The organism is Rhodopseudomonas rhenobacensis, assembly GCF_014203125.1.
Lineage (GTDB): Bacteria > Pseudomonadota > Alphaproteobacteria > Rhizobiales > Xanthobacteraceae > Rhodopseudomonas_A > Rhodopseudomonas_A rhenobacensis.
In genome coordinates this window covers 1-23,871 of the sequence record NZ_JACHIH010000051.1, presented here as the reverse complement: position 1 = coordinate 23,871, position 23,871 = coordinate 1, and the positions used below count along the sequence as shown (strand labels likewise).

General features: G+C 64.5%; 24 protein-coding genes. 13 read left to right on the top strand and 11 right to left on the bottom strand.

Annotated features, from left to right (window positions below):
• Window positions 1-225: 225 nt before the first annotated feature.
• Window positions 226-639, bottom strand: coding sequence for a hypothetical protein (locus HNR60_RS23235; protein ID WP_184262659.1), 414 nt, complete (start codon window positions 637-639; stop codon window positions 226-228).
• A gap of 166 nt (window positions 640-805) precedes the next feature.
• Here HNR60_RS23235 and HNR60_RS23230 point away from each other — a divergent pair, with 166 nt between their 5' ends.
• From HNR60_RS23230 to HNR60_RS23220, 3 genes are read left to right on the top strand one after another with little or no spacing between them, the layout of a single operon-like run.
• Window positions 806-1,942, top strand: a complete 1,137-nt coding sequence (locus tag HNR60_RS23230) for an ABC transporter permease (RefSeq protein WP_184262657.1) — start codon at window positions 806-808, stop codon at window positions 1,940-1,942.
• Between the two features lie 2 nt (window positions 1,943-1,944).
• On the top strand, window positions 1,945-2,718 hold the full coding sequence (locus HNR60_RS23225; protein ID WP_184262655.1) for an ABC transporter ATP-binding protein: 774 nt from the start codon (window positions 1,945-1,947) through the stop codon (window positions 2,716-2,718).
• Between the two features lie 5 nt (window positions 2,719-2,723).
• Window positions 2,724-3,830 (top strand): ABC-type transport auxiliary lipoprotein family protein, encoded by a 1,107-nt coding sequence (locus tag HNR60_RS23220; RefSeq protein ID WP_184262652.1) that lies wholly within the window; start codon window positions 2,724-2,726, stop codon window positions 3,828-3,830.
• Between the two features lie 2 nt (window positions 3,831-3,832).
• Here the strand turns inward: HNR60_RS23220 and HNR60_RS23215 are convergent, their stop codons facing one another.
• Window positions 3,833-4,147 carry a c-type cytochrome gene (locus HNR60_RS23215; RefSeq protein ID WP_184262651.1) on the bottom strand — a complete coding sequence of 105 codons (315 nt, stop codon included), beginning with the start codon at window positions 4,145-4,147 and terminating at the stop codon, window positions 3,833-3,835.
• A 207-nt stretch (window positions 4,148-4,354) separates the two neighbouring features.
• Here HNR60_RS23215 and aadR point away from each other — a divergent pair, with 207 nt between their 5' ends.
• Both aadR and HNR60_RS23205 read left to right on the top strand, forming a co-directional pair.
• The gene (gene aadR, locus HNR60_RS23210) at window positions 4,355-5,074 is read left to right on the top strand and encodes a transcriptional activatory protein AadR (RefSeq protein WP_184262650.1); all 720 of its coding nucleotides are present in this window, start codon (window positions 4,355-4,357) and stop codon (window positions 5,072-5,074) included.
• 49 nt (window positions 5,075-5,123) lie between these two features.
• Window positions 5,124-6,353, top strand: a complete 1,230-nt coding sequence (locus HNR60_RS23205) for a cyclic nucleotide-gated ion channel (RefSeq protein WP_184262649.1) — start codon at window positions 5,124-5,126, stop codon at window positions 6,351-6,353.
• 258 nt (window positions 6,354-6,611) lie between these two features.
• Here HNR60_RS23205 and HNR60_RS23200 read toward each other — a convergent pair whose 3' ends face one another.
• Entirely contained in the window at window positions 6,612-6,920 is a 309-nt protein-coding gene (locus HNR60_RS23200; protein WP_184262647.1) for a hypothetical protein, read from the bottom strand.
• Window positions 6,921-7,097: 177 nt separating this feature from the next.
• On the opposite strand from HNR60_RS23200, the gene HNR60_RS23195 reads away from it, so the two are divergent.
• The gene (locus tag HNR60_RS23195; protein ID WP_184262645.1) at window positions 7,098-9,227 is read left to right on the top strand and encodes a molybdopterin oxidoreductase family protein; all 2,130 of its coding nucleotides are present in this window, start codon (window positions 7,098-7,100) and stop codon (window positions 9,225-9,227) included.
• A gap of 143 nt (window positions 9,228-9,370) precedes the next feature.
• Here HNR60_RS23195 and HNR60_RS23190 read toward each other — a convergent pair whose 3' ends face one another.
• Both HNR60_RS23190 and HNR60_RS23185 read right to left on the bottom strand, forming a co-directional pair.
• Window positions 9,371-9,658: a hypothetical protein gene (locus HNR60_RS23190; RefSeq protein ID WP_184262643.1), complete on the bottom strand. Its 288-nt coding sequence runs from the start codon at window positions 9,656-9,658 to the stop codon at window positions 9,371-9,373.
• Between the two features lie 329 nt (window positions 9,659-9,987).
• Entirely contained in the window at window positions 9,988-10,332 is a 345-nt protein-coding gene (locus tag HNR60_RS23185; protein WP_184262641.1) for a hypothetical protein, read from the bottom strand.
• A 578-nt stretch (window positions 10,333-10,910) separates the two neighbouring features.
• Between HNR60_RS23185 and ureG the strand changes: the two genes are divergently transcribed.
• Complete coding sequence (ureG, locus tag HNR60_RS23180) at window positions 10,911-11,543, top strand: urease accessory protein UreG (RefSeq protein WP_184262638.1); 633 nt, start codon at window positions 10,911-10,913, stop codon at window positions 11,541-11,543.
• A 191-nt stretch (window positions 11,544-11,734) separates the two neighbouring features.
• A complete protein-coding gene (locus HNR60_RS23175; RefSeq protein ID WP_184262636.1) occupies window positions 11,735-13,408 on the top strand; it encodes an HWE histidine kinase domain-containing protein in 1,674 nt (557 codons plus the stop codon).
• 112 nt (window positions 13,409-13,520) lie between these two features.
• Here HNR60_RS23175 and HNR60_RS23170 read toward each other — a convergent pair whose 3' ends face one another.
• Together HNR60_RS23170 and HNR60_RS23165 are read right to left on the bottom strand one after the other, a co-directional pair.
• Window positions 13,521-14,069: a sigma-70 family RNA polymerase sigma factor gene (locus HNR60_RS23170; RefSeq protein WP_011474437.1), complete on the bottom strand. Its 549-nt coding sequence runs from the start codon at window positions 14,067-14,069 to the stop codon at window positions 13,521-13,523.
• Window positions 14,069-14,290: a NepR family anti-sigma factor gene (locus tag HNR60_RS23165; protein ID WP_184262634.1), complete on the bottom strand. Its 222-nt coding sequence runs from the start codon at window positions 14,288-14,290 to the stop codon at window positions 14,069-14,071. The genes HNR60_RS23170 and HNR60_RS23165 overlap by 1 nt, the downstream gene beginning before the upstream one ends.
• Window positions 14,291-14,495: 205 nt before the next feature.
• Between HNR60_RS23165 and HNR60_RS23160 the strand changes: the two genes are divergently transcribed.
• Together HNR60_RS23160 and HNR60_RS23155 are read left to right on the top strand one after the other, a co-directional pair.
• Window positions 14,496-15,302: a response regulator gene (locus HNR60_RS23160; protein ID WP_184262632.1), complete on the top strand. Its 807-nt coding sequence runs from the start codon at window positions 14,496-14,498 to the stop codon at window positions 15,300-15,302.
• A 320-nt stretch (window positions 15,303-15,622) separates the two neighbouring features.
• Window positions 15,623-16,039 (top strand): hypothetical protein, encoded by a 417-nt coding sequence (locus HNR60_RS23155; RefSeq protein ID WP_184262630.1) that lies wholly within the window; start codon window positions 15,623-15,625, stop codon window positions 16,037-16,039.
• A 125-nt stretch (window positions 16,040-16,164) separates the two neighbouring features.
• Here HNR60_RS23155 and HNR60_RS23150 read toward each other — a convergent pair whose 3' ends face one another.
• Window positions 16,165-17,289 carry an AI-2E family transporter gene (locus tag HNR60_RS23150; protein ID WP_184262628.1) on the bottom strand — a complete coding sequence of 375 codons (1,125 nt, stop codon included), beginning with the start codon at window positions 17,287-17,289 and terminating at the stop codon, window positions 16,165-16,167.
• Window positions 17,290-17,510: 221 nt separating this feature from the next.
• On the opposite strand from HNR60_RS23150, the gene HNR60_RS23145 reads away from it, so the two are divergent.
• The 3 genes from HNR60_RS23145 (at window position 17,511) to HNR60_RS23135 (ending at window position 19,218) form a co-directional block, all read left to right on the top strand.
• Window positions 17,511-18,260 carry a L,D-transpeptidase gene (locus tag HNR60_RS23145; RefSeq protein ID WP_184262626.1) on the top strand — a complete coding sequence of 250 codons (750 nt, stop codon included), beginning with the start codon at window positions 17,511-17,513 and terminating at the stop codon, window positions 18,258-18,260.
• Window positions 18,261-18,290: 30 nt separating this feature from the next.
• Window positions 18,291-18,953, top strand: coding sequence for a DUF2865 domain-containing protein (locus tag HNR60_RS23140; protein WP_184262624.1), 663 nt, complete (start codon window positions 18,291-18,293; stop codon window positions 18,951-18,953).
• A gap of 103 nt (window positions 18,954-19,056) precedes the next feature.
• A complete protein-coding gene (locus HNR60_RS23135) occupies window positions 19,057-19,218 on the top strand; it encodes a Thivi_2564 family membrane protein (RefSeq protein WP_011474430.1) in 162 nt (53 codons plus the stop codon).
• A gap of 326 nt (window positions 19,219-19,544) precedes the next feature.
• Here HNR60_RS23135 and HNR60_RS23130 read toward each other — a convergent pair whose 3' ends face one another.
• The 3 genes from HNR60_RS23130 to cysT form a co-directional block, all read right to left on the bottom strand.
• Complete coding sequence (locus HNR60_RS23130; protein WP_184262623.1) at window positions 19,545-21,707, bottom strand: malate synthase G; 2,163 nt, start codon at window positions 21,705-21,707, stop codon at window positions 19,545-19,547.
• 135 nt (window positions 21,708-21,842) lie between these two features.
• Window positions 21,843-22,709, bottom strand: a complete 867-nt coding sequence (gene cysW / locus HNR60_RS23125) for a sulfate ABC transporter permease subunit CysW (protein WP_184262621.1) — start codon at window positions 22,707-22,709, stop codon at window positions 21,843-21,845.
• Entirely contained in the window at window positions 22,709-23,536 is an 828-nt protein-coding gene (gene cysT / locus HNR60_RS23120; protein WP_184262619.1) for a sulfate ABC transporter permease subunit CysT, read from the bottom strand. Before cysT ends, cysW begins: the two co-directional genes overlap by 1 nt.
• Between the last annotated feature and the right edge of the window lie 335 nt (window positions 23,537-23,871).

Below are 23,871 nucleotides of genomic sequence, written 5' to 3'. Positions count from 1 at the left end.
CGCCAGCCTCAAAAAACTCGGCTACAGCGTTCAGCTTCAACCCATCACGGAGGCCGCCGCCTGACCTCCAGGCCATCAGCTTCTTCCTAGGAGCTATTGCGACGAAGCAATCCAGGGCTACGCGTGAGGCCCCTGGATTGCTTCGCTGTTCGGCCGGCGCTGCGCGCCGCCCTCGGCTCGCAATGACAAAAATATCTGTTCTTGCTCCTGCTTTTTCGGCGCGGCCTACAGATGCGCCACCGAGACGACGCGGAAGGTGCGCATCGTGCCGCTGTCGTTGATCGAGACGTATTCGTCCTGCACGAAGCATTCGTCCTGGAAGTGATAGCCGGTTTCGTCCGGACGGGTGTCGCCGGTGATGTCGTATTGAAACGCCCAGGATCCGCCGGGGCGATGCACCAGATGACCGCGACGGTCGTCTTCGTCGGGGCGCAGCCGCGCCACCCGGCAGGCCTCGCGGTGCTTCTTCCATTGCTCGGGATCGATGCGGCCATTGTCGTCGAGCGGCGCGACCATTACATAGGCGATATTGGCTTCGCCTTCCGGGTGGCCGGGCTCGCGGGCGAGCTCCAGCCTGATTTGACGAAAACTCGACGGCAGCGAGGAATTCAGGATCGCCGTGGACGGGGCCTTGGTCATCGCAGAATCCAATCTTTACCTTGCCTGCTCGCGTCGCACGCCGATCAAGCGTCGAAGTTCGCATTCGGCTGCGATTCAACGTAAGCTTAGGAGAAGCCAACGCCGCGCTGATTGATTTGCATCAACCTGGACAGCGGCCGAGCTTGCGACGTGAGGGGATACGCGCTTGAGTTCACAACCGCTGCTCAACACGATCAGCAACGGCGATGCGTTGTTACTGCGGCCGACCGGGGAATGGACGGCGGTCAACGCCGCCGCGCTTGAGCATCTGTTCGACGGCATCGCGCCGCAGCTGCGCGACGCCAAGGCGCTGACCATCGACCTCGCCGAATTGCAGGAAATCGACACGCTCGGGGCCTGGCTGCTGGAAAAGATCTCGCGGCGCGCGGCGCAGGCAGGGCGTCCGGCCGAGCTGGTCGGGGTGGCGGACCGCTACGCCGGGCTGATCGACCAGCTGCGGCAGGTCAATCGCCGCAAGCCGTCGGGCGCCGCGCGCGGAAGCCTGCTGCTGGCGCGTCTCGAAGACATCGGCCGCGCCACCTGGGGCGCGCGCGAGGACCTGTTCGCCTTTCTGCAGATGCTGGGCGCGCTCGCCAACGCGTTGCTCGGCGTGCTGCGCCGGCCACGCTCGCTGCGACTGACCTCGCTGGTGTATCAGATCTATCGCGTCGGCTGGCAGGCGATCCCGATCATCGGGCTCATCACCTTCCTGATCGGCGCGATCATTGCCCAGCAGGGCATCTTTCACTTCCGCAAGTTCGGGGCGGAATCCTACGTGGTCGACATGGTCGGCATCCTGGTATTGCGCGAGCTCGGCGTGCTGATCGTGGCGATCATGGTGGCCGGCCGCTCCGGCAGCGCCTACACCGCCGAACTCGGCTCGATGAAGATGCGTGAGGAGATCGACGCGCTGTCCACCATGGATCTCGATCCGGTCGAGGTGCTGATCCTGCCGCGGGTGATCGCATTGGTCGTCGCGCTGCCGATCCTGGCCTTCCTCGGCTCGATGGCGGCGCTGTATGGCGGCGGGCTGGTGGCGTGGTTCTACGGCGGCATGAGCCCGACCATCTTCATCGCGCGGCTGCACGAAGCGGTCTCGGTCACCCATTTCGAGGTCGGCATCATCAAGGCGCCGTTCATGGCGCTGGTGATCGGCATCGTCGCCTGCAGCGAAGGCTTGCGGGTCAAGGGCAGCGCCGAATCGCTCGGCCGGCAGACCACCACGTCTGTGGTGAAATCGATTTTCTGCGTGATCGTGCTTGACGGGCTGTTCGCCGTGTTCTTCGCCTCGATCGGAATGTAGCGATGGACATGCCCGAACGATTTGCGATCCGCGTCCGCGACCTTGTGGTCGGCTTCGGCGACCAGGTGGTGATCGATCATCTGTCGCTTGATGTCCGCCGCGGCGAGATCCTCGGGCTGGTCGGCGCGTCGGGCGGCGGCAAGTCGGTGCTGATGCGCACCATCATCGGGCTGATCCCGAAGCGCAGCGGCGAGATCGAGGTGATGGGCCGCGAGGCCGACCCCGGGCTCGGCGGCCGCCGGCGCAGCGCCTCGGCTTGGGGCATTTTGTTTCAGCAGGGCGCGCTGTTTTCGTCGCTGACGGCGCGGCAGAACGTGCAGTTTCCGCTGCGCGAGAATCTCACGATCTCCGAAACGCTGATGGATGAGATCGCCACCGCCAAGCTGGAGATGGTGGGGCTCGCGCCCGACGACTGGGACAAGTTTCCGGCGCAGCTGTCCGGCGGCATGACCAAGCGCGTCGCACTGGCGCGGGCGCTGGCGCTCGACCCCGGCATCGTGTTTCTCGACGAGCCGACCTCCGGCCTTGACCCGATCGCCGCCGGCGACTTCGACGTGCTGATCCAGACCCTGCAGAAGACCCTCAAGCTCACCGTGTTCATGGTGACGCACGATCTCGCCAGCCTCAACACGGTGTGCGACCGCGTCGCCGCGCTGGCCGACGGCAAGATCGTCGCGATCGGCCCGATGGGCGACCTGCTGACATCCGACCATCCGTGGGTGAAAGCCTATTTCCACGGCAAACGCTCCCGCATGCTGCGACCAGCAAAGGACTAGGCATCATGGAAACCCGTGCGCCTTTCATCATCGTCGGCGCCTTCGTCCTGGCGGCGATCGCCGCGGTGTTCGGCTTCGTGTTCTGGCTGCACAACACCAGCGGCCTCGGCGCGCGCACCACCTACCACGTGCAATTCAACGGCTCGGTGCCGGGACTTCTGGTCGGCGCCGCGGTGCTGTTCAACGGCATTCGGGTCGGCGAGGTCACCGAGCTGGGGCTGGCGCCGGACAATCCGCGCCAGGTCAACGCCACGATCGGCGTCGACGCCGCGACGCCGGTGCGCGCCGACACCAAGGTCGGGCTGGATTTTCAGGGCCTCACCGGCGTCCCGGTGATCGCGCTGGAAGGCGGCACGCAGCTCGCCGCCGCCGGGACGGTGCCGACGCTGGTCGCCGACCCCGGCGCCGGGCAAAGCATGACCCAGGCCGCGCGCGACGCGTTGCGCAAGGTCGATACCGTTCTGACGGAAAACGCCGAGCCGCTGAAGGCGACGATCGCCGACATCCGCACCTTCGCCGAAACGCTGGCGCGTAACTCCAGCAAGATCGACGGGATTATGCAGGGGGTCGAGCGCATGACCGGCGCCGACAAGCCGGTGGTGAACAAGGTGGTGTACGACCTCCGTGCCGCGTCCGGCTTTGCACCGCCGGCCAAGCCGATCAAAGGCCAACTCGCGATCGGAGAGCCCAGCTTCGTGGTGATGTTCGACACCCAGAAGATCCTGCTGGCGCCGGGACTGGACTATCCCGCCTTCGCGGGATTCCAATGGAGCGACAGCATTCCCAAGCTCATCCAGGCGAAGCTGATCCAGAGCTTCGAGAACTACGATATCACCCACGCGCCGCAGCGCGCTTCCGACGCGGTGCAGGCCGACCACCAATTGCTGATCGACATCCGCAGCTTCGAGATCACCGGCTCGCCGGAGCTCGCCGCCGAGGTGGCGTTTTCCGCCAAGATCGTCGGCAAGGACGGCAAACTGCTGGCGGCGAAGCTATTTCGGGCCAGCGCGCCGGTCGGCAAGCCGGAGCCGCTCGCCGCATTGGCCGGCTTCAACCAGGCGTTCGGCAGCGTCGCCAAGGAGCTGGTGCTGTGGACGGCAGCAATTCTCTAGAGCTATTCCAAGGTTTTCAGGAACGACAGCAGATCGTTGATCTGTCGCGGCTCGAGTTCGAACTCCGGCATCTTGGCATGGCCGGTGTAGATGCCTTCGGCGAAGGCTTCGGCCAGCGTTTCGATCGGGTAGCGCAGATGCAGCGTTCGGAACGGCGGCGCACGATCCAGCGGACTCGCGGTGTTTTGGTCGATCGAATGGCAACGGGCGCAATGGGCTTTTGCAAACGACTTGCCGCGTCGCTCAGCCGGCGTCGCCGCGACCGCGCAACTGGTCGTTAACAGGATCATCGCAAAGCAGGCAGAGGCGATCCGCATCGGGTCCGCTCGGTTGGTGTTGAAAGGACGTCAACGGCGCCGATCTGACCATGAAGTAGCGTTGCGCATTGGCATTGATCTGTGTCAAGTCGTCTTGACAATCTGCGAACATATTAGCGATTCTGAGGCATCGTTCGAAGTCCATCGAAATCGGCGCCGCGGCAAGAGAGACCTGTAGCCCAAACGAGACCGACTCCGGAGTAACGCATGCCGCATCTCGCCTTTCCCAACAATTCCTGTGAAGAGTTTCGTTGCGCGACGCATTGTGCGGTGAGGCCGCTGGCGATCTGCGCCGAGCTCAATCCAGTTGAGCATCAGGAATTCGAGCGGATGGCGCAGCACGTCCGCTACGCGCCGAAAGAGGCGTTGTTCTCGGAGGACGAGATCGCCGATTCGGTTTACAGCCTGACCGAAGGTATTGCGCGGCTGTACAAGCTGCTGCCCGACGGCCGCCGTCAGATCATCGGCTTCGCGCTGCCGGGGGATTTCCTCGGCATGGCGCCGACCAGCCGCTACAGCTTTTCCGCCGACGCCATCGGCACCGTGGTGACCTGCCGGTTCTTTAAGGGACCCTTCACCCGTTTCATCGAGAACAAGCCGCATATGTTGCTGAGAATGAACGAGTTCGCCACCCGCGAACTCGGTCAGGCTCAGGATCAGATGCTCCTGCTCGGGCGTCGTTCGGCCGAGGAGAAGGTGGCGGCGTTTCTGGTCGGGTGGCGGGATCGGCTGGCGCGGGTCGAAGGCGTGACCAAGACCGTCATGCTGCCGATGGGACGCCAGGACATCGCGGATTTCCTCGGCCTGACCATCGAGACGGTCAGCCGGACCTTCACCAAGCTCGAGCGGGAAAAGTTGATCGTCATCGTTCCGGACGGGGTCCGCGTGCTGGATCCGAAACGCTTCGACGCCTTGGCGGCGGCTTAACGGCCGCCGGAGCGGCGGCGCAGCCTTCCGAGCTATCGAGGCCAAGGCAATGCGCGACAGCCGGGCGTTTCACGCCAGAGCCCGCCGTTATTTCTATGAGATCCTGGAGTCGGCGCCGCAGGGGTCGCGCACCGGACGCATCGTCAATGGCGCGATCATCTTCCTGATCATCCTCAGCATCGCCACCACCGTGGTGGAATCGGTGCCGCAGCTGCGCGCCGAATACGGCGTGCTGTTCCGCTGGATCGAATACACCAGCCTCGCCGCGTTCAGCATCGAGTACTACATCCGGGTCTGGATCGCGCCGGAGCATTTGCCGTACCGCCAGATGAAGCCGTTCGCCGCCTGCCGCGCCTTCGTGCTGAGCCCGCAAGGCATCGTCGACTTCCTCACCGTGGCGCCGTTGTGGATCGCGCTGCTCGGCTTCGACGATCTGCGCGTGCTGATCATCCTGCGCATCCTGCGGGTGCTGAAGTTCGCGCGCTATTCCTCCGGCATGCGGTCGCTGCTCGAGGTGCTTGAAAGCGAGCGCCGCGCGCTCGGCGCCTGCCTGGTGATCCTGCTGTGCGCCACGCTGGTCTCGGCCACCGCGATGCACCTGATCGAGGGCCAGGTGCAGCCGGACAAGTTCGGCACCATTCCGGAGGCGATGTGGTGGGCGATCGTCACCCTGAGCACGATCGGCTATGGCGACGTGGTGCCGGCCACCGGGCTCGGCAAGATGGTGGCGTCCTTCACCATCATCGGCGGACTGGTGATGATCGCGCTGCCGGTCGGCATCGTCGCCAACGCCTTCTCCGAGGTGATCCACCGCCGCGACTTCATCGTCAATTGGAGCATGGTGGCGCGGGTGCCGCTGTTTTCGCATCTCACCGCGGGCGACATCGCCCACATCATGCAGCTGCTGCAGGCCCGTCAGATGGACCGCGGCGACATCGTGTTCCGCCGCGGCGAGGTGGCGCATTCGATGTACTTCATCGCCGAGGGCGAGGCCGAGATCGAACTCGGGCCGGATCAGAAGGGGCGGCGGATTCGCCTTGGTCCCGGGCATTTCTTCGGCGAGAGCGCGGTTTTGAAGCGCATGGAGCGCTCCGCCACGGTGCGGGCGGTGTCGCGGCTGCGGCTGTTGGTGCTGGACGCCAACGATCTGCGCGCGCTGATCGCGCGCGAGCCCGGCATCGCCAAGAAGATCAACAAGATCATGCATGGACGCAGCAACACGCCGATCGAGATGGATCCGGCCGCCAAGGAAGACGCGATCTCGGGCGAAATGCTATAGACTCGAAAGACCTTGATAAGGGTCAAAACGGCGTGGTCACGGCGGAGCATATTACCGCCGTCCTACAAGGAGGTAATCATGCCCCTAGATCTGCTGCTGATGTCGGCTGTCGCGTCCGTTCTCGTCGTATGTGCTGCCGGACTGGTGATCGGCGATCTCCAGGCGCGGCCGCGACGGCAGCGGGTTCGCGTCCCGGTGCGCAGGCGGCGGTCGCGATAAGCGTCGCTCGCCGTCGATGGGACGCAAGCGCGGCTCGCCTCAGGTCGCGGTGGCGTCCTCGCGCTCGTCGCGGCGGCTGATTCGCGGGAAGTCATCGGGCCACGGCATCCTTGTCTGCTTGGCGATCGCGGCCCTCAGCACGGCGGCCCCGCTCGCATAAGTCGAGCCGAGCGGCAATTCCGTCATCCGGCAGAACTGCGGTGGCATCGGGCCGGCATCGTCGCGCAGCGCCAATGCCGGGCCCCACCACCACGCGGCCGCCGGCGAGCGCTGGTCGGCGTCCACCGCACGCCAGTCCGCATACTCTTGCATGATGCGCTCGAACTGGAATTTGGCCGCGGAGTGCATGGTGGGTGTCCGATGTTTTGCGCCGAGCTAACTCGGCAGCCGGCCAAGAGTTGCCGGCCTTCGCCACGCCGTCCCGGTTCCCCGGGGGAGGTCTAACGGCTTGTCATTGCTCGTGGAGAGTGCGTGTCCTTATTAGGATACCATTTGTTGCGGCGACCAGGCGTGTTATCTTGAGCTATGGCCTCCACGACCTCGAGCCTCGACATCCGGCATTCGACCTGTCCGCATGATTGCCCGTCAGCCTGCGCGCTGGACATTGAAGTCATCGACCAGGCCAAGATCGGCCGGGTCCGCGGCTCCAAGCAGCAGAGCTACACCGCCGGCGTGATCTGCGCCAAGGTGGCGCGCTATGCCGAGCGGATTCACCATCCCGACCGGCTGCTCTATCCGCTGAAACGCAGCGGCCCCCGCGGCTCCGGGCAATACGCACGAATCTCGTGGGACGAAGCACTGGACGAAATCGCGATGCGGTTCGACCAGGCCGAACGCGACCACGGCGCGGAGTCGGTGTGGCCATATTACTATGCCGGCACCATGGGCCTGGTGATGCGCGACGGCATCAACCGGCTGGCCAACGTCAAGAAATACTCGCGGTTCTTCGGCACGATCTGTTCGACCATCGCCCGGGCCGGCTTCGCCGCCGGCACCGGCAAGATCGCCGGCGTCGATCCGCGCGAAATGGCGAAATCCGACCTGGTGGTGATCTGGGGCACCAATGCGGTGGCGACCCAAGTCAACGTCATGACCCACGCCACCCGCGCGCGCAAGGAGCGCGGCGCCAGGATCGTGGTGATCGACGTCTACGACAACGAGACCATGAAGCAGGCCGATATCAAGATCCTGCTGCGGCCGGGGACCGACGGCGCGTTGGCCTGCGGGGTGATGCATGTGTTGTTCCGCGACGGCTACGCCGACCGTGACTACCTCGCGCGTTACACCGACTGCCCCGACGAACTCGAAGCTCATCTCGCCAGTCGGACGCCGCAATGGGCCTCGGCGATCTGCGGCGTGCCGGTCGACGAGATCGAGAGCTTTGCGCGGGCGATCGGCCAAACCAAGCGCAGCTTCTTCCGTCTCGGCCATGGCTTCACCCGCAGCCGCAACGGTGCGGCGCAGATGCATGCGGCGCTGTGCATTCCCGCGGTCACCGGCGCCTGGCAATACGAGGGCGGCGGCGCGTTCTTCAACAACGGCGCGATCTGGCGCCTCGACAAGACGCTGATCGAGGGGCTCGACAGCATCGACCCGGCGACCCGCCGGCTCGACCAGTCGAAGATCGGACGCATTCTGACCGGCGACCCTGTGGCGCTGCGCGATGGGCCGCCGGTCAAGGCGATGCTGATCCAGAACACCAACCCGGTCACCGTCGCGCCGGAGCAGGCGCTGGTCCGGCGCGGCTTCGCCCGCGACGATCTGTTCGTGGCGGTCCACGAGCAGTTCATGACCGAGACCGCGCAGCTTGCCGACATCGTGCTGCCGGCCACCATGTTCATGGAGCACGACGACCTCTATTATGGCGGCGGCCATCAACACCTCTCGGTCGGCGCCAAGCTGATCGAGCCGCCGGGCGAATGCCGCTCCAATCATCAGGTGATCCAGGGATTGGCGGCGCGGCTCAATGCCAAACACCGGGCATTCGAGCTGACCGCGCGCGCGATCATCGACGCGACGCTGCAGAACAGCGGCCGCGGCGGCGTCGACGCCTTGCAGGCCGAGCTGTGGCGCGACCTGCAGCCGGACTTCCGTGCCGCGCACTACCTCGACGGCTTCGCGCACCCGGACGGGAAATTTCACTTCAAGGCGGATTGGTCGCGGGTGGCGCTGTCGCATGCCGGGCTCGACGGGCCGTGGCAGCAGATGCCGGCGCTACCGGATCATTGGGCGGTGATCGAACAGGTCGACGACGCGCACCCGTTCCGGCTCGCCACCAGCCCGGCACGTAGTTTCCTCAATACCAGCTTCACCGAAACGCCGTCGTCGCGCAGCCGCGAAGGCCGCCCCACGGTGCTGATGCATCCCGCCGACGCGGCAAAGCTCGACGTCGCCGAGGGCGACGCCGTGACGCTCGGCAATCAGCGCGGCGAAACCACACTCAACGCCAAGTTGTTCGATGGGGTGAGGCAGGGGGTGTTGGTGGCGGAATCGATTCATCCGAACCACGCCCATGCCGGGGGGAGCGGGATCAACGTCCTGACGGGAGCTGATCCGGTCGCCCCGCATGGCGGCGCGGCATTTCACGACAACAAAGTCTGGGCCAGGAAGGCGGCTTCGCCCAATCCAAGCCCTGTGGCGATCAAGCGAAGCTGACGCCGGACGCGTTGTTCAAGATTTGCCGCGGACCATTGGTCTAGCAGACGTATACCTAGCAGACGTATAACCAGCAGACGTATACTTGGCAGACGTATACCTGGACAGGCAAAGTCTTCGGAGGCACAAGGCCTCCGTAGACATTAGCGCTGATGGCCGAGCCCGATGCCGAGCTTGAGGGCCTTCTGACGCAGCGATCCCACCGTACGCTTGGTGAGCTTCGCGATCTTCGCCACCGGCGTCTTCGCCTTGGAGTGGGCGCGAAGTTCTTTCACGTCTTCCTTGGTGTATTCGCGGCGGGTGATCTTCGGCTTGGTCTTCGCCTTGGCCGTGGTCTTGGCGGCGGTCTTGCCGGCGGTCTTGGAGACGGTCTTGGCCGCTTTGGCCTTCACAGTCTTCTTCGCGGTCTTCGCTTTAGCTTTCTTAGCCACTAGTCGCTCCTTTATCAAAGCGTTCTTCTACTACAGCCTTTGCGGATCGACAAATGCATTTTGAATATTCGATCCAGCACCATCGTACTAATTAGGACCGAATTCGAGTAGTGGTACTAATTTTCAACCGGAATTTCGTGCAATTCGATACCAAACTCGGCATTTTTCGGTTCCGGCGCCGCCGCGCAGCGCTCCATCGCACAATGCCGTTATCCGTTCGGAAAGGATTTTCGATCATTTCCCGCTGAGTTGTTGCGCGAGCCGCAGTGATCAGTTGGTCAGATGGGGCGGAATTGCGTCAAAACAACCCGTGGCGCCGGCGCGCCGGCTCAGATTCGCCCCGTATCACTACGTAGTGCGGCGCGAGTCTTCGCCAGCACGGCGTCGTAGTAAGCTTCGCGTTCTTGCTGCAGCCGGATCTGGTGATCGCGGAAGGCGATGACGCGGCGGGCGATCTGCGCGCGCTCCGAGGTTTCGCCGGCCTCGTCGGGGCCCGCGGCCGGCAGCTGATCATGGTCGATCAGTTCGGCGTCCAGCAGCGCCGTCTCAGCTCCATTCAACTCATTCTCTGCGCGCGGTTTGGCCTCTACGCGCGGTTTGGCCGCGGCTGTACCGGAGATCGACGTCGACGTTCGCCTTACGAACCGGTCGCGGTCCCGTTTCAACTCACTCATGTTAATTCCCCGTTTGCGAATCATTCAGCGCAACGCTCGCTGATGGGGCAATCAAAATGAAGGCAAACACGGCCCGAAAGGCTGCGGCGGTGGATAATTCGGTATCCGCCTTGCGAGGCATAAAGGTAGTCGGTAGCCCAGGGATAGTTGAGGGCGGGACGGGGACGATGACCTTGATAGCCTGAGCATCGACGAATTGGGCCGCGCTGCGGGACAGCGCCACCGATGAGTGGGCGGAATCTCGCGGCCCGGCGAGCCGGGCCCGAGGCGAACTGCAGCAATTATCGCGCTACGGCCAATCGATCAAGAGGCTGCTTAGCGTCGCGCCCGCGCAAGATCAGCCCGCCGTAGGAGCTGACGGCGCGCGGCGAGGGAGTGGCAGCGCTCAGTGGGGCCGCTCGCGGCTGTCGCGGCTTGCATTGTCAGTCCGCTTGAGTCTTTGATGCGAACAGTGTGCGATTGAGACCTCAATCGTCGCATGTCCGGATGTTTCTCTCTATATGCGCGGCTTGCCACGGAGCGCCTCACCGCGATGGGCGTCGGGCTACTGCGATTAGCTCAGATGATCGGGAACTGACATGTCGGATTATCACGGCCCGCTTCGCATCGGTATCGGTGGCCCGGTGGGGTCGGGCAAGACCGCCCTGATGGATCTGCTCTGCAAGAATATGCGCGATCGCTATCAGATCGCCGCCATCACCAACGACATCTACACCAAATGGGACGCGGAATTCTTGGTTCGTTCCGGTTCGCTGACGCCGGATCGCATCGTCGGGGTGGAGACCGGCGGCTGTCCGCACACCGCGATCCGCGAGGACGCCTCGATGAATCTCGCCGCGGTCGCCGACATGCGTGGCAGATTCCCCGATCTCGATGTGGTGCTGATCGAATCCGGCGGCGACAACCTGGCTGCTACGTTTTCGCCGGAGTTGGCCGATCTCACGATCTACGTGATCGACGTCGCCGCGGGCGACAAGATCCCCTCCAAGGGCGGCCCCGGCATCACCCGCTCGGACTTGCTGGTCATCAACAAGATCGATCTGGCTCCCTATGTCGGCGCCTCGCTGGACAAAATGCAGACCGACGCCAAGCGGATGCGCGGCGAGCGGCCGTTCGTGATGACCAATCTGAAGACCCTGCAGGGACTCGATCGGATCGTCGATTTCATTGAAGCGAAGGGCGGTCTGCGCGCGGCGCGCGCCCCGGTCTAGCGGGAACGTTTCTCCGGCTGCTCGATTGCCATACCCCGGGGCCCTTACGGCCTGAAATTAACCAGGTATCAATCGCGGGTTGCGTTTGGATGATCGCGCCTTCATTGTCGGATCTTCATTCAGGTCCCGCCGCGTTGCGGTCATGCCGACAGCCGGCGATCGCCCCTTTTTTGTGATTGCTGAGTAAGCGAGTGGTTCGGCTGGGATTCATCATCGGCTTGGTGGCGATCGTCGGGGTTCTGTTGTCAGGGCTCGCGGCGTATCGCGTCCACGAGCAGGAATTTGCGATCGATCGCATCGCGCTGGCTCGGGCGATCGACGTCCATGCCAGCCTGGTGCAGGATCGGTTGACTGAGCGCGAATTGCTGGGGCGCGTCTCGTCGGGGCTGTTCCGCACGCCGTCGATCATCAAAGCCGACATGCTGCAGCCGCTACGCAGTTCGATCTACGCCTTCAAGACCGATTTTGTGGTGGCGAGCTGGGTGGCCCGGCTGCAGCCGGCGGAATTCGAGGCGGCGCAACAGGCGCTCAGCGGCGCCGGCTTCCCGAATTCGCGGATTCGCGACGCCGACGACAAGCCGCTGGATGCCGCGCAGCTCGACAAGCCGCTCGACGTGCTGATGGACATCGAGCCGCGAAGCGCCGAGACCTCGGCCTTCGTCGGCCGCAGTTTGACCGATCAGCCGGTGCTGGGTCCGGTGTTTGCCCGGGCGATGGCCGACGGCACGCCGGTGGCCTCGGATCCGACCGAGCTGCTGCATCCCGGCGGTCCGATCGGCTTGGTGCTGGTGGCGCCGGTGCTGCAGCAGGGCAGCGACGTCGCGGTTGGCTTCGTCACGTTTTCCTATGAGCTCGGGCCGCTGATGCTGGCCAACGACGACAATTCGCTATTCTCGGTGGTACTGAGCGATCCGCGCAACGCGGAGTCCGAGCTGGTCGCCGACGATCGCGGCGACGTCACGGTGAGAACCGTGGCGCACGACGGCGTCACCCCGAGGCCGTCGGCGCAACGCACCGAGCGGTTCGGCGGCCGCGACTGGACGCTGGCCTATTATGCCAAGAAGAATTCCTTCGCCCGGGCGCCGCAGATGGCCGCGATGGTGGGGGCGATCGGCATCGCACTGACCGGCATCATCTGCGGGCTGTTCGGCTACGTCGCTTACAGCAATCTGCGGCTGCGGCGGGAAATCGAGGTCCGGATCGGCTTCGAGCGGCGGCTGACCGCGGTGATCGACGAGCTCAATCACCGGGTGAAGAACATTCTGGCGGTGATCCAGTCGATCGTGACCCGCACGCTGCGTCACGGCTCCGACGTCGACGTCGCGCGCGACCTGCTGATCGGCCGGATTCACGCCATGTCGAACGTGGTGTCGCTGTTGACCGAGAGCCAATGGCAAGGCGTCAAGCTGCGCGGCCTCTTGGAGGCGCGCGCCATCCCGCATTCCGAACGCATCGCCGTCAACGGCCCGGACATCATGGTCAGCGCGCGCGCCGCGCAGTCGCTGTCACTGCTGTTCTTCGAATTGGCCTCGCACACCGACGAAGGGCTGTCGCTGGTCGGCAAACATCCGAACGTTGTGGCGCAGTGGGAAGTCGAAGGCACCGGCGCCGACGCGATCTTTCATTTCCGCTGGGAAGAGTTCAACACCAGCGCCGCGACCCGGCGCGAAGACAGCGACTTCGGCACCATTCTGCTCGATCGGGTCGCGCCCGAGGCGCTGGGCGGCACCGCGAAGCGCTATTTCACCGACGTCAGCTACGTCTACGAGGTGACCGCGCCGATGGAAACCGTGGTCGATATGACCGAACGCGACCGCACCGAACAGATTTCGGCGCCGCTGCACGCCCCGCGGAAATCCAGATAGGCTCGCGGTCGCGTTTTGAGGTGTGGTTGCGCGTAGTTGCAACCTTCATGACGAAGACAGCAAAAAGCGGCCGTCCTCGGCCGCTTTTCCCAACTGTCGATCTGGTGGACGGCTAGCCGCCGCTGCCGCCGATCACCGCGCGGACCGTGTCGTCCGGGCCGAAATCCTCGGCGCCGTCGACATACAGCATCGCGCTCAACTTGGAGCGGGCCCGATTGACCCGGCTCTTGATGGTGCCGACCGCACAGCCGCAGATCGCGGCGGCATCTTCGTAGGAGAACCCGGAGGCTCCAACCAGGATCAGCGCCTCGCGCTGGTCTTGCGGCAGCTTCTCGAGCGCGGCCCGGAATTCTTCGAATTCCAGATGGGCGTTCTGTCCCGGCTGAGACTTCAGCGTCTTGGCATAGCTGCCTTCGGCATCCTCGACCTCGCGCCGCCGCTTGCGGTAATCCGACCGAAACAGGTTGCGCAGAATGGTGAACAGCCACGCCGGCAGGTTGGAGCCGGGCTGAAACGAGTCGATGTTGGCCAAGGCGCGGAGCAGGGTTTCCTGCACCAGGTCGTCGGCGCGGTCGCCATTGCCGCTGAGCGAAATCGCGAACGCTCGCAGACTTGGGACGGCGGCCAGGATATCGTCGCGCAGTGAATCAGTGAGAGGCATTAGTCTCTCCCTTCGGTTTTGCTCGCGTCGCCAAAATCCGAGGACGATCCACCCGGGGCATCCAGCTTCCGGATCAGCTCGGCGAAGCGATCGGGCACACCCTGGCGAACCACGTCATCATACATCGCGCGCAACTGGTGCCCGATGCGGGACTGGATCTCCGGGTTCAGGCCGCCCTGCTTTGCTGGCGCGGCAGTCTTTTGAGCCTTGAAATCTTTCATGACAGTTCCATGTTTTCCCCAAGGTGAAAGTCCCCAGATGCCGAGGAATTTTCTTGATTTTTGAGGCCGTTGCGGCGTCCACTCGGGGTTCAATTCGAAGCCCGCCACATTGTTCCGGTGGCCGGGAACTTTTGTGACCCTGGAACGTAGATATGCACCTCAGGGGCGAAAGCCATCTGCTTTTGCCTAGATTAATGGAGTGGGGATGTCTCGATCACAGCTTGTTGCTGAACATTTGCCTTTACTGCGTCGCTACGCCCGGGCCCTGACGGGCAACCAGGCGTCCGGCGATGCCTATGTCGGCGCGATGCTGGAGGCGCTGCTGCAGGATCAGACCCTGCTCGACGAGCAGCACGGCGCCCGCGCAGGGCTGTTTCGGTTGTTCACCCGGATCTGGAATTCGGTGGCGCTGAACGACGATACCGAGGTGATGACGCTGCCGCTGCCGTCGGAGCGCCGGCTGTCCAACATTACTCCGTTACCGCGCCAGGCGTTTCTGCTGCTGTCGCTCGAAGGCTTTTCAGAGGAGGAGGTCGCCTTCGTCCTGGCGCTCGACGTCGCTGAGGTCCGCAAGCTGACCGAAGTCGCCGGCCGGGAAATGGCGGCGGAGATCGCCACCGACGTGCTGATCATCGAGGACGAGACCTTCATCGCCATGGACCTCGAGAGCCTGGTCAAGAATCTCGGCCACAACGTCATCGGCGTCGCCCGCACCCATGCGGACGCGATCGCGCTGGCCGGCACCCGCAAGCCGGGGCTGATCCTCGCCGACATCCAACTCGCCGACGGCAGCTCGGGCCTCGACGCCGTCAACGAATTGCTGAAGACCTTCGAGGTCCCGGTGGTTTTCATCACCGCCTATCCGGAGCGTTTCCTGACCGGCGAGCGTCCGGAGCCGGCGTTCCTGATTTCCAAGCCGTTCCAGCCGGCGATGGTGTCGGCGGTGGCGAGCCAGGCGCTGTTCTTCCAGCGCAACTCGCGTAACCGCGCGCCGCGGGCTGCTGCGTCCTAATTTCTGGCTTCCGAGACAGCAAAAAGCCGGCCTTCACTCAGGGCCGGCTTTTTGTGCGTGGCGAGCAATTTGAAGCAGGTGAGAAAAATCGCCGCTGATAAGAAGTAGGGCGCAGCTGGCATCACCACAGCTGCGCCCTACAGCGCCGGTCAATGGGGGCAGGGGACAACCGGCTCTGCGGAGACGACTCCGGACGGCGAAGAATGTTCCTGCAGGGTGGGAAGAAATCGTCACACGGTTAAGTGATGGTGATTGCGCAGAACCGGCGCGGCCCGGGCACGTTGCCTCCCCAATCGTCACCCGCGAGCTGAGGCAACGAGATGGCCAAGATATTCCATGCAGTGCTGGGCGTTTGTGCGGTGACGGCGAGCCTGGGCGTCGCCCAACTGGCTTCGGGTAGCGACCTCGGCGCGCTCACCCGAGACCGTAATCAAGATCGTAATCAGGCTGTGGTCTCGCAGACGACCGGCGTCGGGGTCAATCGCGCTTCGAAATCCGATCGCGGCGGTGCGGCGCGCAGCGTCGACAACAGCCGCACCATTTCATTCCAGGTCGTCGGCCAGGAGCTGTCGGTCGCGGTGCGCGTACCGGCGGAGCGGCGCGGCGAAGCCCGTTCGCTGCGGCCCAATCAGCCCGCCGCCGCCGCTGCGCCGAAGCGGATGGTGGCCTGCGAGCCGGTGGTCAGCGTTTTGACCGACATCGCCAAGCAGCTACAGCCCGGCCGCTGCCTGACCTAATCCTGACCCGCCGTGAGACGTCGCGCTGCGGGATCATTTCCGCAGCGTTTTGCGTTGCGGCAAACCTGCGGCACGCGCCGCGAGCTCACGAAACGCCGCCGCCAGCTCCCAAACCTCAGCCCCGGTCATTGCGCCTTGGCTTCCGCGTCCGACCCTGGCAGGTGCGGCGCGTCATCCGGCATCACGTGTTCCTTGACCACCAGGGCCACGATCAGCAGCGGCGAGGCGAGGAAGCCGCCCATCGGCCCCCACAGCCAGGTCCAGAACGCCAGCGCGATGAACACCGCCAGGGCATTCAGCGACAGCCGCCGTCCGATGATGGTCGGCGTGATGAAGTGGCCTTCGACGAAGGTGAGGCCGACGAAAGCCAGCGGCGCCACCAGGCCGCTGCCCAGGGTCGGGAAACTGACGATGCCGACCACGGTCAGGATCACGAACATCACGAACGGGCCGATGATCGGGAAGAAGTTCAGCGTCGCGGCGAGCGCGCCGAGCGCGGCCGGGTTCGGCATGCCGGCGATCGCGCAGATGATCCCGGTCGCAGCGCCGTAGCCGAGGTTGATCAGGGTTACGGTGAGCAGATAACTGCCGAGGCTGCCCTCGATCTCGTTGAGAATCCGCAGCGCCCGCAGCCTGGTGTCGCGGTTGGCGAAGGTCATCACCATGCCGCGGCGCAGATCCTTCCAGCTGGCGATGAACAGCACCAGCGTGACCAGAAACAGCAGCGTCTCGGTCAGCGTCGGCGATAGAAATTCGTAGGTCGGCTGCACCCATTCGATTTTCGGGAATTGAATGGCGGGGCCGGTGCTGCTGTCGATGCCGCCCAGCGAGCTCTGCAGCTGGTGCCACATCGCGATCGGCCGATCCAAGCTGTGCAGCTTGTCCTTCAGCATAGATCCGAGCTCGGGGAGCCGGTTGCTCCATTCCACCACCGGCGCGGAAATCAGCGCCACGATGAAGGCGGCCACCCCGAACACCACGGCGACGATCAGCGCCGCGGCCAGCGGCCGCGGAATTCTGAACCGCTCCATTAGCCCGGCGGCGGGTGCCAGCATGGTGCCGACCACGAAGGCGGTGGCGATCGGCAGGAAGAACGGCTTGGCGACGTAGAGCGCGGCGACTATGACGATGACCAGCAGGGCCAGCAGCGTGTAGGCGACCAGTTCGGAGCGCCGCACCAGCGGCGGCGTCGGCTCGGCGCTCTCCGGGACTGGCGTGCCTGACGTCGGCTCGGCTTGAATGACCCGCAATGTCGACCCCCGTGTGAGATGACCGGGTCGTTCGCGCGGCCAAACGGCGACGGTCGTCCACGGTCGCTATGGTGTGCGGTCAACAGGCGACGCGATCATCCGTTCCTGACGGCTATTCGTGACGCGACGTCCATTACGCTTCCGGTAAAGAGGAACCTTGCGGCGACACGACGCGTTGTGTGTCCGTGCATCGACGCGATGCACCATAGCGGGGTGGCATCATGATCAAGCTCTCTTCATCCTTTGGCAGGCTCCATCGGCTGGCGTTGGCGACCGTGGTGATCGCCGGCTCCGCGGCTTTCACGCATCAGGCCGCAGCGCAGGCGCTGAGCTACGCCGCCGTGCCGCAAGACGCCGGTGCGCCGTTCGCGGCCGACGAAGAGGCCGGTGTGGCCGCCGACGAAGGCGCGACCGTCTCCGAGCAGTTCAAGCGGACCATCGTCAACTATCCGACCCGCGAGGCCGCCGGCACGGTGATCGTCGATACCGCGAACACCTATTTGTATTACGTGCTGGGTCAGAACCGCGCCATCCGCTACGGCGTCGGTGTCGGCCGCGAAGGTTTCACCTGGGCCGGCGTGCAGACCATCACCCGCAAGAGCGAGTGGCCGGATTGGCATCCGCCGGCCGAAATGATCGCCCGCCAGCCCTATCTGCCGCGCTTCATGGCCGGCGGTCCGGGCAATCCGCTCGGCGCCCGCGCGATGTATCTCGGCTCCAGCGTCTACCGCATTCACGGCACCAATGATCCGTCGACGATCGGCAAGTTCGTCTCCTCGGGCTGCATCCGGCTGACCAATGACGACGTCGCCGACCTGTTCAACCGCGTCAGCGTCGGCAGCAAGGTCGTGGTGCTGCCGAAGAGCGACCGCCGCTTCGAAGCCAATGCGAAGCCGGCCCGATCGGCTGCGACCGGCTCTGCCGTGTTGGGTCGCCAGGCGATGAACATTTCCACGTCCTCGCTGCACTGATCCAGCTGCACTGATCCAGAGGAGAGTGGGATGACCAAGCTCAGAACAGCCGCGATCGCGACCGGCGCCGTGAGCCTTGCCGCGATGATCGGCGCGGTGGCGCCCGCCCACGCCGAGAACGATTTCTTCTCGGCGCTGTTCGGCGGCGCCTTCAATGCGCCGCAGCACGGAGTCGAACAGCCGGGGCGGCTGCCGTTCGCCAGCGAAGGCGGCTACGAGCAGCGGCCGCGCCGGGCGGCGGCGCCGCGGACGACCTATTCCGGCGGCAGCCAGGCCTATTGCGTGCGCAGCTGCGACGGCCGTTATTTCCCGATCTCCGGCGCCGACAAGGCCAGCAAGGCTGAGAGTTGCAACAGCTTCTGCCCCGCCAGCGACACCAAGGTGGTCTACGGCAGCACCATCGATAATGCGACCACCGACAACGGCAAGCCCTATTCGGAATTGCCGAACGCATTCAAATATCGCACCGAGATCGTCCCGGGCTGTACCTGCAACGGTAAGGACCAGTTCGGTCTCGCCAAGGTCGAAATCAACGAGGATCCCACGCTGCGCAAAGGCGACATCGTGGCCTCCGCCGACGGCCTGATGGTCTCCCGCGGCATCGATCGGCGGCATGGCGAATTGAAGCTGTCGCCGGCCTCCAGCCAGATCCGCGCGCGGTATCAGCAATTGCCTGTGGTGGCTTCGGATTGAACTGTTCCCGATCGGGAACTCATCGGCCGCTCGCCGGTTAGTATCCGCGCGGGCTGATAACGGCGACCGCGACGCTCCTCCTCAGCCGTTGAAGGGTTTTGTGATGTCGCTGCTCATCGGTATTTTGATCACGTTCCTGGTCGTGATCCTGGTTCTCTATTTGATCAATATGCTGCCGCTCGACGGTCGCGCCAAGCAGATCGCGCGGATCATCGTGATCATCATCGGCGTCATTTCGCTGCTGAAATATCTCGCGGTATTCTAGGCCTGAGCATTTTCGGTTGAGATTAAACGCCCAACTCAAATGCGGCTGTCATTCCGGATTGCGAGTTCGTTAGAACGAGCAAGTCCGGAATCCATACTCCCGGTCATGATTATGGATTCCGGGCTCACTCGCGGCTATCGCGCGTCGAAGACGCGCGTGAACGCGCTTTTGGCTCGCGCCCCGGAATGACAGCCCGGAATCTTGAAGCGCATCAAGCCAACTCGAATAGCTTCTCGGCGAACCACAGATTCGCAAAACAAAGCCCCGGTCCGTAATGGACCGGGGCTTTGCCGTGTTGACTTACATGTTGCGTTGGCGTGCCGCGATTACACCGCCGCTTTGGCTTCGCGGCGGCGCGCGGTGAGGATGAACTCGGTGTAGCCGTTCGGCTGCTCGCGGCCCTTGAAGATCAGGTCGCAGGCGGCTTTGAACGCCACGCCGTCGAAGCCGGGCGCCATCGGCTTGTACAGCGCATCGCCTTCGTTCTGCTTGTCGACCACCAGCGCCATGCGCTTCAGAGATTCTTGCACCTGCTCCTTGGTGATGACGCCCTGATGCAGCCAGTTCGCCAGATGCTGGCTGGAAATCCGCAGCGTGGCGCGGTCTTCCATCAGCCCGACGTCGTGGATGTCCGGCACCTTGGAGCAGCCGACGCCCTGGTCGATCCAGCGCACCACATAGCCGAGGATGCCCTGGCAGTTGTTGTCGATCTCTTGGCGGACGTCGTCCGGCGCCCAGTTCGACTGCGACACCGGGATGGTGAGGATGTCGCTGAGCTTGGCGCGCGGCCCACCGGCCTTCAGCTCCTGCTGACGCTTCAGCACGTCGACCTGGTGATAATGCAGCGCATGCAGCGTCGCGGCGGTCGGCGAGGGCACCCAGGCGGTGGTGGCGCCGGCCTGCGGATGGCCGATCTTCTGCGTCAGCATGTCGGCCATCTTGTCGGGCGCCGCCCACATCCCCTTGCCGATCTGGGCGTGGCCGGGGAGGCCGTCGATCAGTCCCATGTCGACGTTCCAGTCTTCATAGGCCTTGATCCAGGGCTGCGCCTTCATCTCATTCTTGCGGATCATCGGACCGGCTTCCATCGAGGTGTGGATCTCGTCGCCGGTGCGGTCCAGGAATCCCGTGTTGATGAAGACGATGCGCTTCGAGGCATTCTGGATGCAGGCCTTGAGGTTGACCGTGGTGCGGCGCTCCTCGTCCATGATGCCGACCTTCATGGCGTTTTCCGCAAGGCCCAGCATCTTCTCGACGCGGCCGAACAATTCGACCGTCAGCGCCACCTCGTCGGGGCCATGCATCTTCGGCTTGACGATATAGACCGAGCCGGTGCGGCTGTTGCGGGTCTTCGAGCCGCCCTTGAGGTCGTGGATCGCCAGCAGGCCGGCGACCGCGGCGTCGAGGAAGCCTTCCGGAATTTCCGCGCCGGATTCGTCGAGCACCGCGTCGGTGAACATGTGGTGGCCGACATTGCGCATCAAAAGAAGACTACGCCCGTGCAGCGTCAGGCCCCGGCCGTCGGCGGTCTGGTACACCCGGTCGCCGTTCAGCGCGCGGGTCAGCGTCTTGCCGCCCTTCTCGAAATCGGCGGAGAGCGTGCCGTCCATCAGGCCGAGCGTGTTGCGATAGATCAGCACCTTGTCCTCGGCGTCGACCGCGGCGACCGAGTCTTCCATGTCGAGGATGGTGGAGACCGCCGACTCGAGAATAACGTCGGCGACGCCGGCGGCGTCGTCCTTGCCGATGACGCTCGCGCGATCGATCTTGATTTCGATATGCATGCCGTTGTTGACCAGCAGGATCGCGGTCGGTGCTGCGGCATCGCCGAGGAAGCCGGCGAATTGCGCGGCGTTCTTCAGCGCGGTGGCGTTGCCGCTCTTCAGCTTGACCGACAGATGGCCGGCGATCACGCTATAGGCGGTGACGTCGGTGTGGCTGGCGGTGGCCAGCGGCGCGGCCTGGTCGAGGAAGGCTTTTGCCTTGGCGATCACCTTGTCGCCGCGCGCCTTGTTGTAACCGCGGCCGGTTTCCGAGGCGTCCTGCGGGATCGCGTCGGTGCCGTACAGCGCGTCGTACAGCGAGCCCCAGCGCGCGTTGGCGGCATTCAGCGCGTAGCGCGCATTGCTGAGCGGCACCACCAGCTGCGGTCCGCAGATCTTGCCGATTTCCTCGTCGACATTGCTAGTCTCGACCTCGACGGTCGGAGGCTCCGGCAACAGGTAGCCAATCTCTTTCAGGAACGCGGTGTAGGCCTCGATGTCCCAGGGCTTGCCCTTGTTGGCTTTGTGCCAATCGTCGATCTTGAGCTGCAGCGCGTCGCGGACGGCGAGCAGGTCGCGGGTCTTCGGCGCCAGGTCGCGCACGATCGCGGAAAGTCCGGCCCAGAACGCATCCGGCTCGATGCCGGTCTTGGGGGCTGCTTCCTTAGCGATGAAATCGAACAGAACGGGCGCGATCTTGAGGCCGTGTGCGTTGATGCGATTCATTTGATTTTCCAGCAAGAAACGGCACGAACGGCCGTTTACAGGGTCAACGGGCAAGCGCGCCGCCTCCCTAGCGGCGCTTAGGCTGCCTTTTAGCGCCAAAGCCGTCCCGTTGAGAAGACCCCCTGGAACCAACCGCTACGGGTGCGGCGGTTCGACCCGGGCGAGCCGCTCCAGCGCCGCCTTGATGACGATGGTCAACAGCGCCACCGCGGTCAGCACGGTGGCGGCGGCGAAGGCGCCGGCGACGTTGTAGTCCTGGTACAAAAGTTCAATCTGTAGCGGCAGCGTGGTGGTCTGGCCGCGGATATTGCCCGACACCACCGATACCGCGCCGAACTCGCCCATCACCCGCGCGTTGCAGAGGATCGCGCCGTACAGCACCGCCCAGCGGATATTCGGCAGCGTGACCCGGACGAAAGTCGCAAAGCCGGAGGCGCCCAGCGTGACCGCGGCTTCCTCCTCGTCGGTGCCCTGCACCTGCATCAACGGGATCAGCTCGCGCGCCACGAACGGCGCGGTGACGAACATGCTGGCGAGCACGATCGCCGGCAGCGCGAACATCACCTTGAGGCCGAGCTGTTCGAGCAATGGCCCGAACAGCCCCTGCGAGCCGTAGACGAACAGGAACGCCACGCCGGCGACGATCGGCGAGATCGAATAGGGCAATTCGATCAGCGCGATCAGGAAGGTGCGGCCGGGGAAGACGAATTTGGTCACGGTCCAGGCCGCGGCGAGGCCGAACAGGATGTTCATCGGCACCGCGATTGCTGCGGTGATCAGCGTCAGCTTGATGGCGTGCAGCGTCCCCGGATCGCCGAGGCTGCGGAAGAACACTAAGGCGCCTTGCGAGAACGCCGAAGCGACGATCAGCGCCAGCGGCGCCAGCAGGAACAGCGCCGTGGTGACGCCGACGATGCTTAAGACGACGCGGCGGGCGACCGGACCGGCGCCGACCGGCGTCACCATCCAGTCGGTCTTGGTCGGCTGCGTGGGCTTGCTCATCACATCCCTCCGCGGCCGAGATAGCGCAGGTTCCAGGCCTGCACCGCGTTGGTGACGATCAGCATCACGAACGCCATCAGCAGCATCACCGTGGCGATCGCCGCCGCCGCCTGGTAGTCGTATTCCTCGAGCCGGATGAAGGTCAAAAGTGCCACGATCTCGGTCTTCATCGGCTGGTTGCCGGCGATGAAGATCACCGCGCCGAATTCGCCGAGGCTGCGCGCAAACGCCAGCGAGCAGCCGGCGAGCAGCGCCGGAAAGATCGACGGAAAGATGATCTTGGTCAGGATCTGCAGATCGCTGGCGCCGAGCGAGCGGCTGGCTTCTTCGACGTCGCTGCCGAGATCCTCGATCACCGGCTGCAGCGTCCGCACCACGAATGGCACGCTGACGAACGCCATCGCGATCGCGATGCCGAGCGGGGTATAGACCACCTTGAGGCCGAGCGCGTCGAGCGGGGCGCCGAACCAGCCGTTCTTGGAGAACAGCGCGGTGAGAGCGAGGCCCGCCACCGCGGTCGGCAGCGCGAAGGGAACGTCGACCAGCGCGTCGAGCAGCCGCTTGCCGGGAAACTGATAGCGCGCCAGCACCCAGGCCAGCAGCAGGCCATAGACCGCGTTGAACGCGGTGGCCGCCAGCGCCATGGTGATGGTCACCCGGATCGACGACAGCGTGCGCGGCGACGACAGGATGGTCCACAATTGCGCGCCGCCGATGTCGGAAGCCTTCAGCATCAGCGCGCACAACGGCAGCAGCACGATCGCGCCGAGATAGGCGATGGTGATGCCGAAGGCTAGGCCGAAACCGGGAATGACGCTGCGTGGCAAGGGGAGGACCGATCTAAGAACGATGAGGAGGTGGATAGTCGCTTAGTTTTCCACGTCATTGCGGGGAGCGAAGCGACGAAGCAATCCAGGAGCTGAGCGCACGGCGCTGGATTGCTTCGCTTCGCTCGCAATGACGGAGAGAAGTCGTGAATTGCACCCTCGCCCCGCGTGCGGGGAGAGGGTGGCGTGACAAGCGCAGCTTGTCGCGCCGGGTGAGGGGGCGCCGCGTGATGCCGAGACGCGGGCGCCCCCCCCCCCCGCGGGGGGGGGGGGGGGGGGGGGGGGGGGGCGGCCCCCCCCCCCCCGCGGGGGGCGGGGGGGGGGTGGGGGGGGCT

Bases quoted from the DNA above. Each gene is read 5' to 3' on its own strand.
- HNR60_RS23235 (WP_184262659.1), bottom strand. From the start codon at position 639: ATGACCAAGGCCCCGTCCACGGCGATCCTGAATTCCTCGCTGCCGTCG.
- HNR60_RS23225 (WP_184262655.1), top strand. From the start codon at position 1,945: ATGGACATGCCCGAACGATTTGCGATCCGCGTCCGCGACCTTGTGGTC.
- HNR60_RS23220 (WP_184262652.1), top strand. From the start codon at position 2,724: ATGGAAACCCGTGCGCCTTTCATCATCGTCGGCGCCTTCGTCCTGGCG.
- HNR60_RS23215 (WP_184262651.1), bottom strand. From the start codon at position 4,147: ATGCGGATCGCCTCTGCCTGCTTTGCGATGATCCTGTTAACGACCAGT.
- aadR (WP_184262650.1), top strand. From the start codon at position 4,355: ATGCCGCATCTCGCCTTTCCCAACAATTCCTGTGAAGAGTTTCGTTGC.
- HNR60_RS23205 (WP_184262649.1), top strand. From the start codon at position 5,124: ATGCGCGACAGCCGGGCGTTTCACGCCAGAGCCCGCCGTTATTTCTAT.
- HNR60_RS23200 (WP_184262647.1), bottom strand. From the start codon at position 6,920: ATGCACTCCGCGGCCAAATTCCAGTTCGAGCGCATCATGCAAGAGTAT.
- HNR60_RS23195 (WP_184262645.1), top strand. From the start codon at position 7,098: ATGGCCTCCACGACCTCGAGCCTCGACATCCGGCATTCGACCTGTCCG.
- HNR60_RS23185 (WP_184262641.1), bottom strand. From the start codon at position 10,332: ATGAGTGAGTTGAAACGGGACCGCGACCGGTTCGTAAGGCGAACGTCG.
- ureG (WP_184262638.1), top strand. From the start codon at position 10,911: ATGTCGGATTATCACGGCCCGCTTCGCATCGGTATCGGTGGCCCGGTG.
- HNR60_RS23170 (WP_011474437.1), bottom strand. From the start codon at position 14,069: ATGCCTCTCACTGATTCACTGCGCGACGATATCCTGGCCGCCGTCCCA.
- HNR60_RS23165 (WP_184262634.1), bottom strand. From the start codon at position 14,290: ATGAAAGATTTCAAGGCTCAAAAGACTGCCGCGCCAGCAAAGCAGGGC.
- HNR60_RS23160 (WP_184262632.1), top strand. From the start codon at position 14,496: ATGTCTCGATCACAGCTTGTTGCTGAACATTTGCCTTTACTGCGTCGC.
- HNR60_RS23155 (WP_184262630.1), top strand. From the start codon at position 15,623: ATGGCCAAGATATTCCATGCAGTGCTGGGCGTTTGTGCGGTGACGGCG.
- HNR60_RS23145 (WP_184262626.1), top strand. From the start codon at position 17,511: ATGATCAAGCTCTCTTCATCCTTTGGCAGGCTCCATCGGCTGGCGTTG.
- HNR60_RS23140 (WP_184262624.1), top strand. From the start codon at position 18,291: ATGACCAAGCTCAGAACAGCCGCGATCGCGACCGGCGCCGTGAGCCTT.
- HNR60_RS23135 (WP_011474430.1), top strand. From the start codon at position 19,057: ATGTCGCTGCTCATCGGTATTTTGATCACGTTCCTGGTCGTGATCCTG.
- HNR60_RS23130 (WP_184262623.1), bottom strand. From the start codon at position 21,707: ATGAATCGCATCAACGCACACGGCCTCAAGATCGCGCCCGTTCTGTTC.
- cysW (WP_184262621.1), bottom strand. From the start codon at position 22,709: ATGAGCAAGCCCACGCAGCCGACCAAGACCGACTGGATGGTGACGCCG.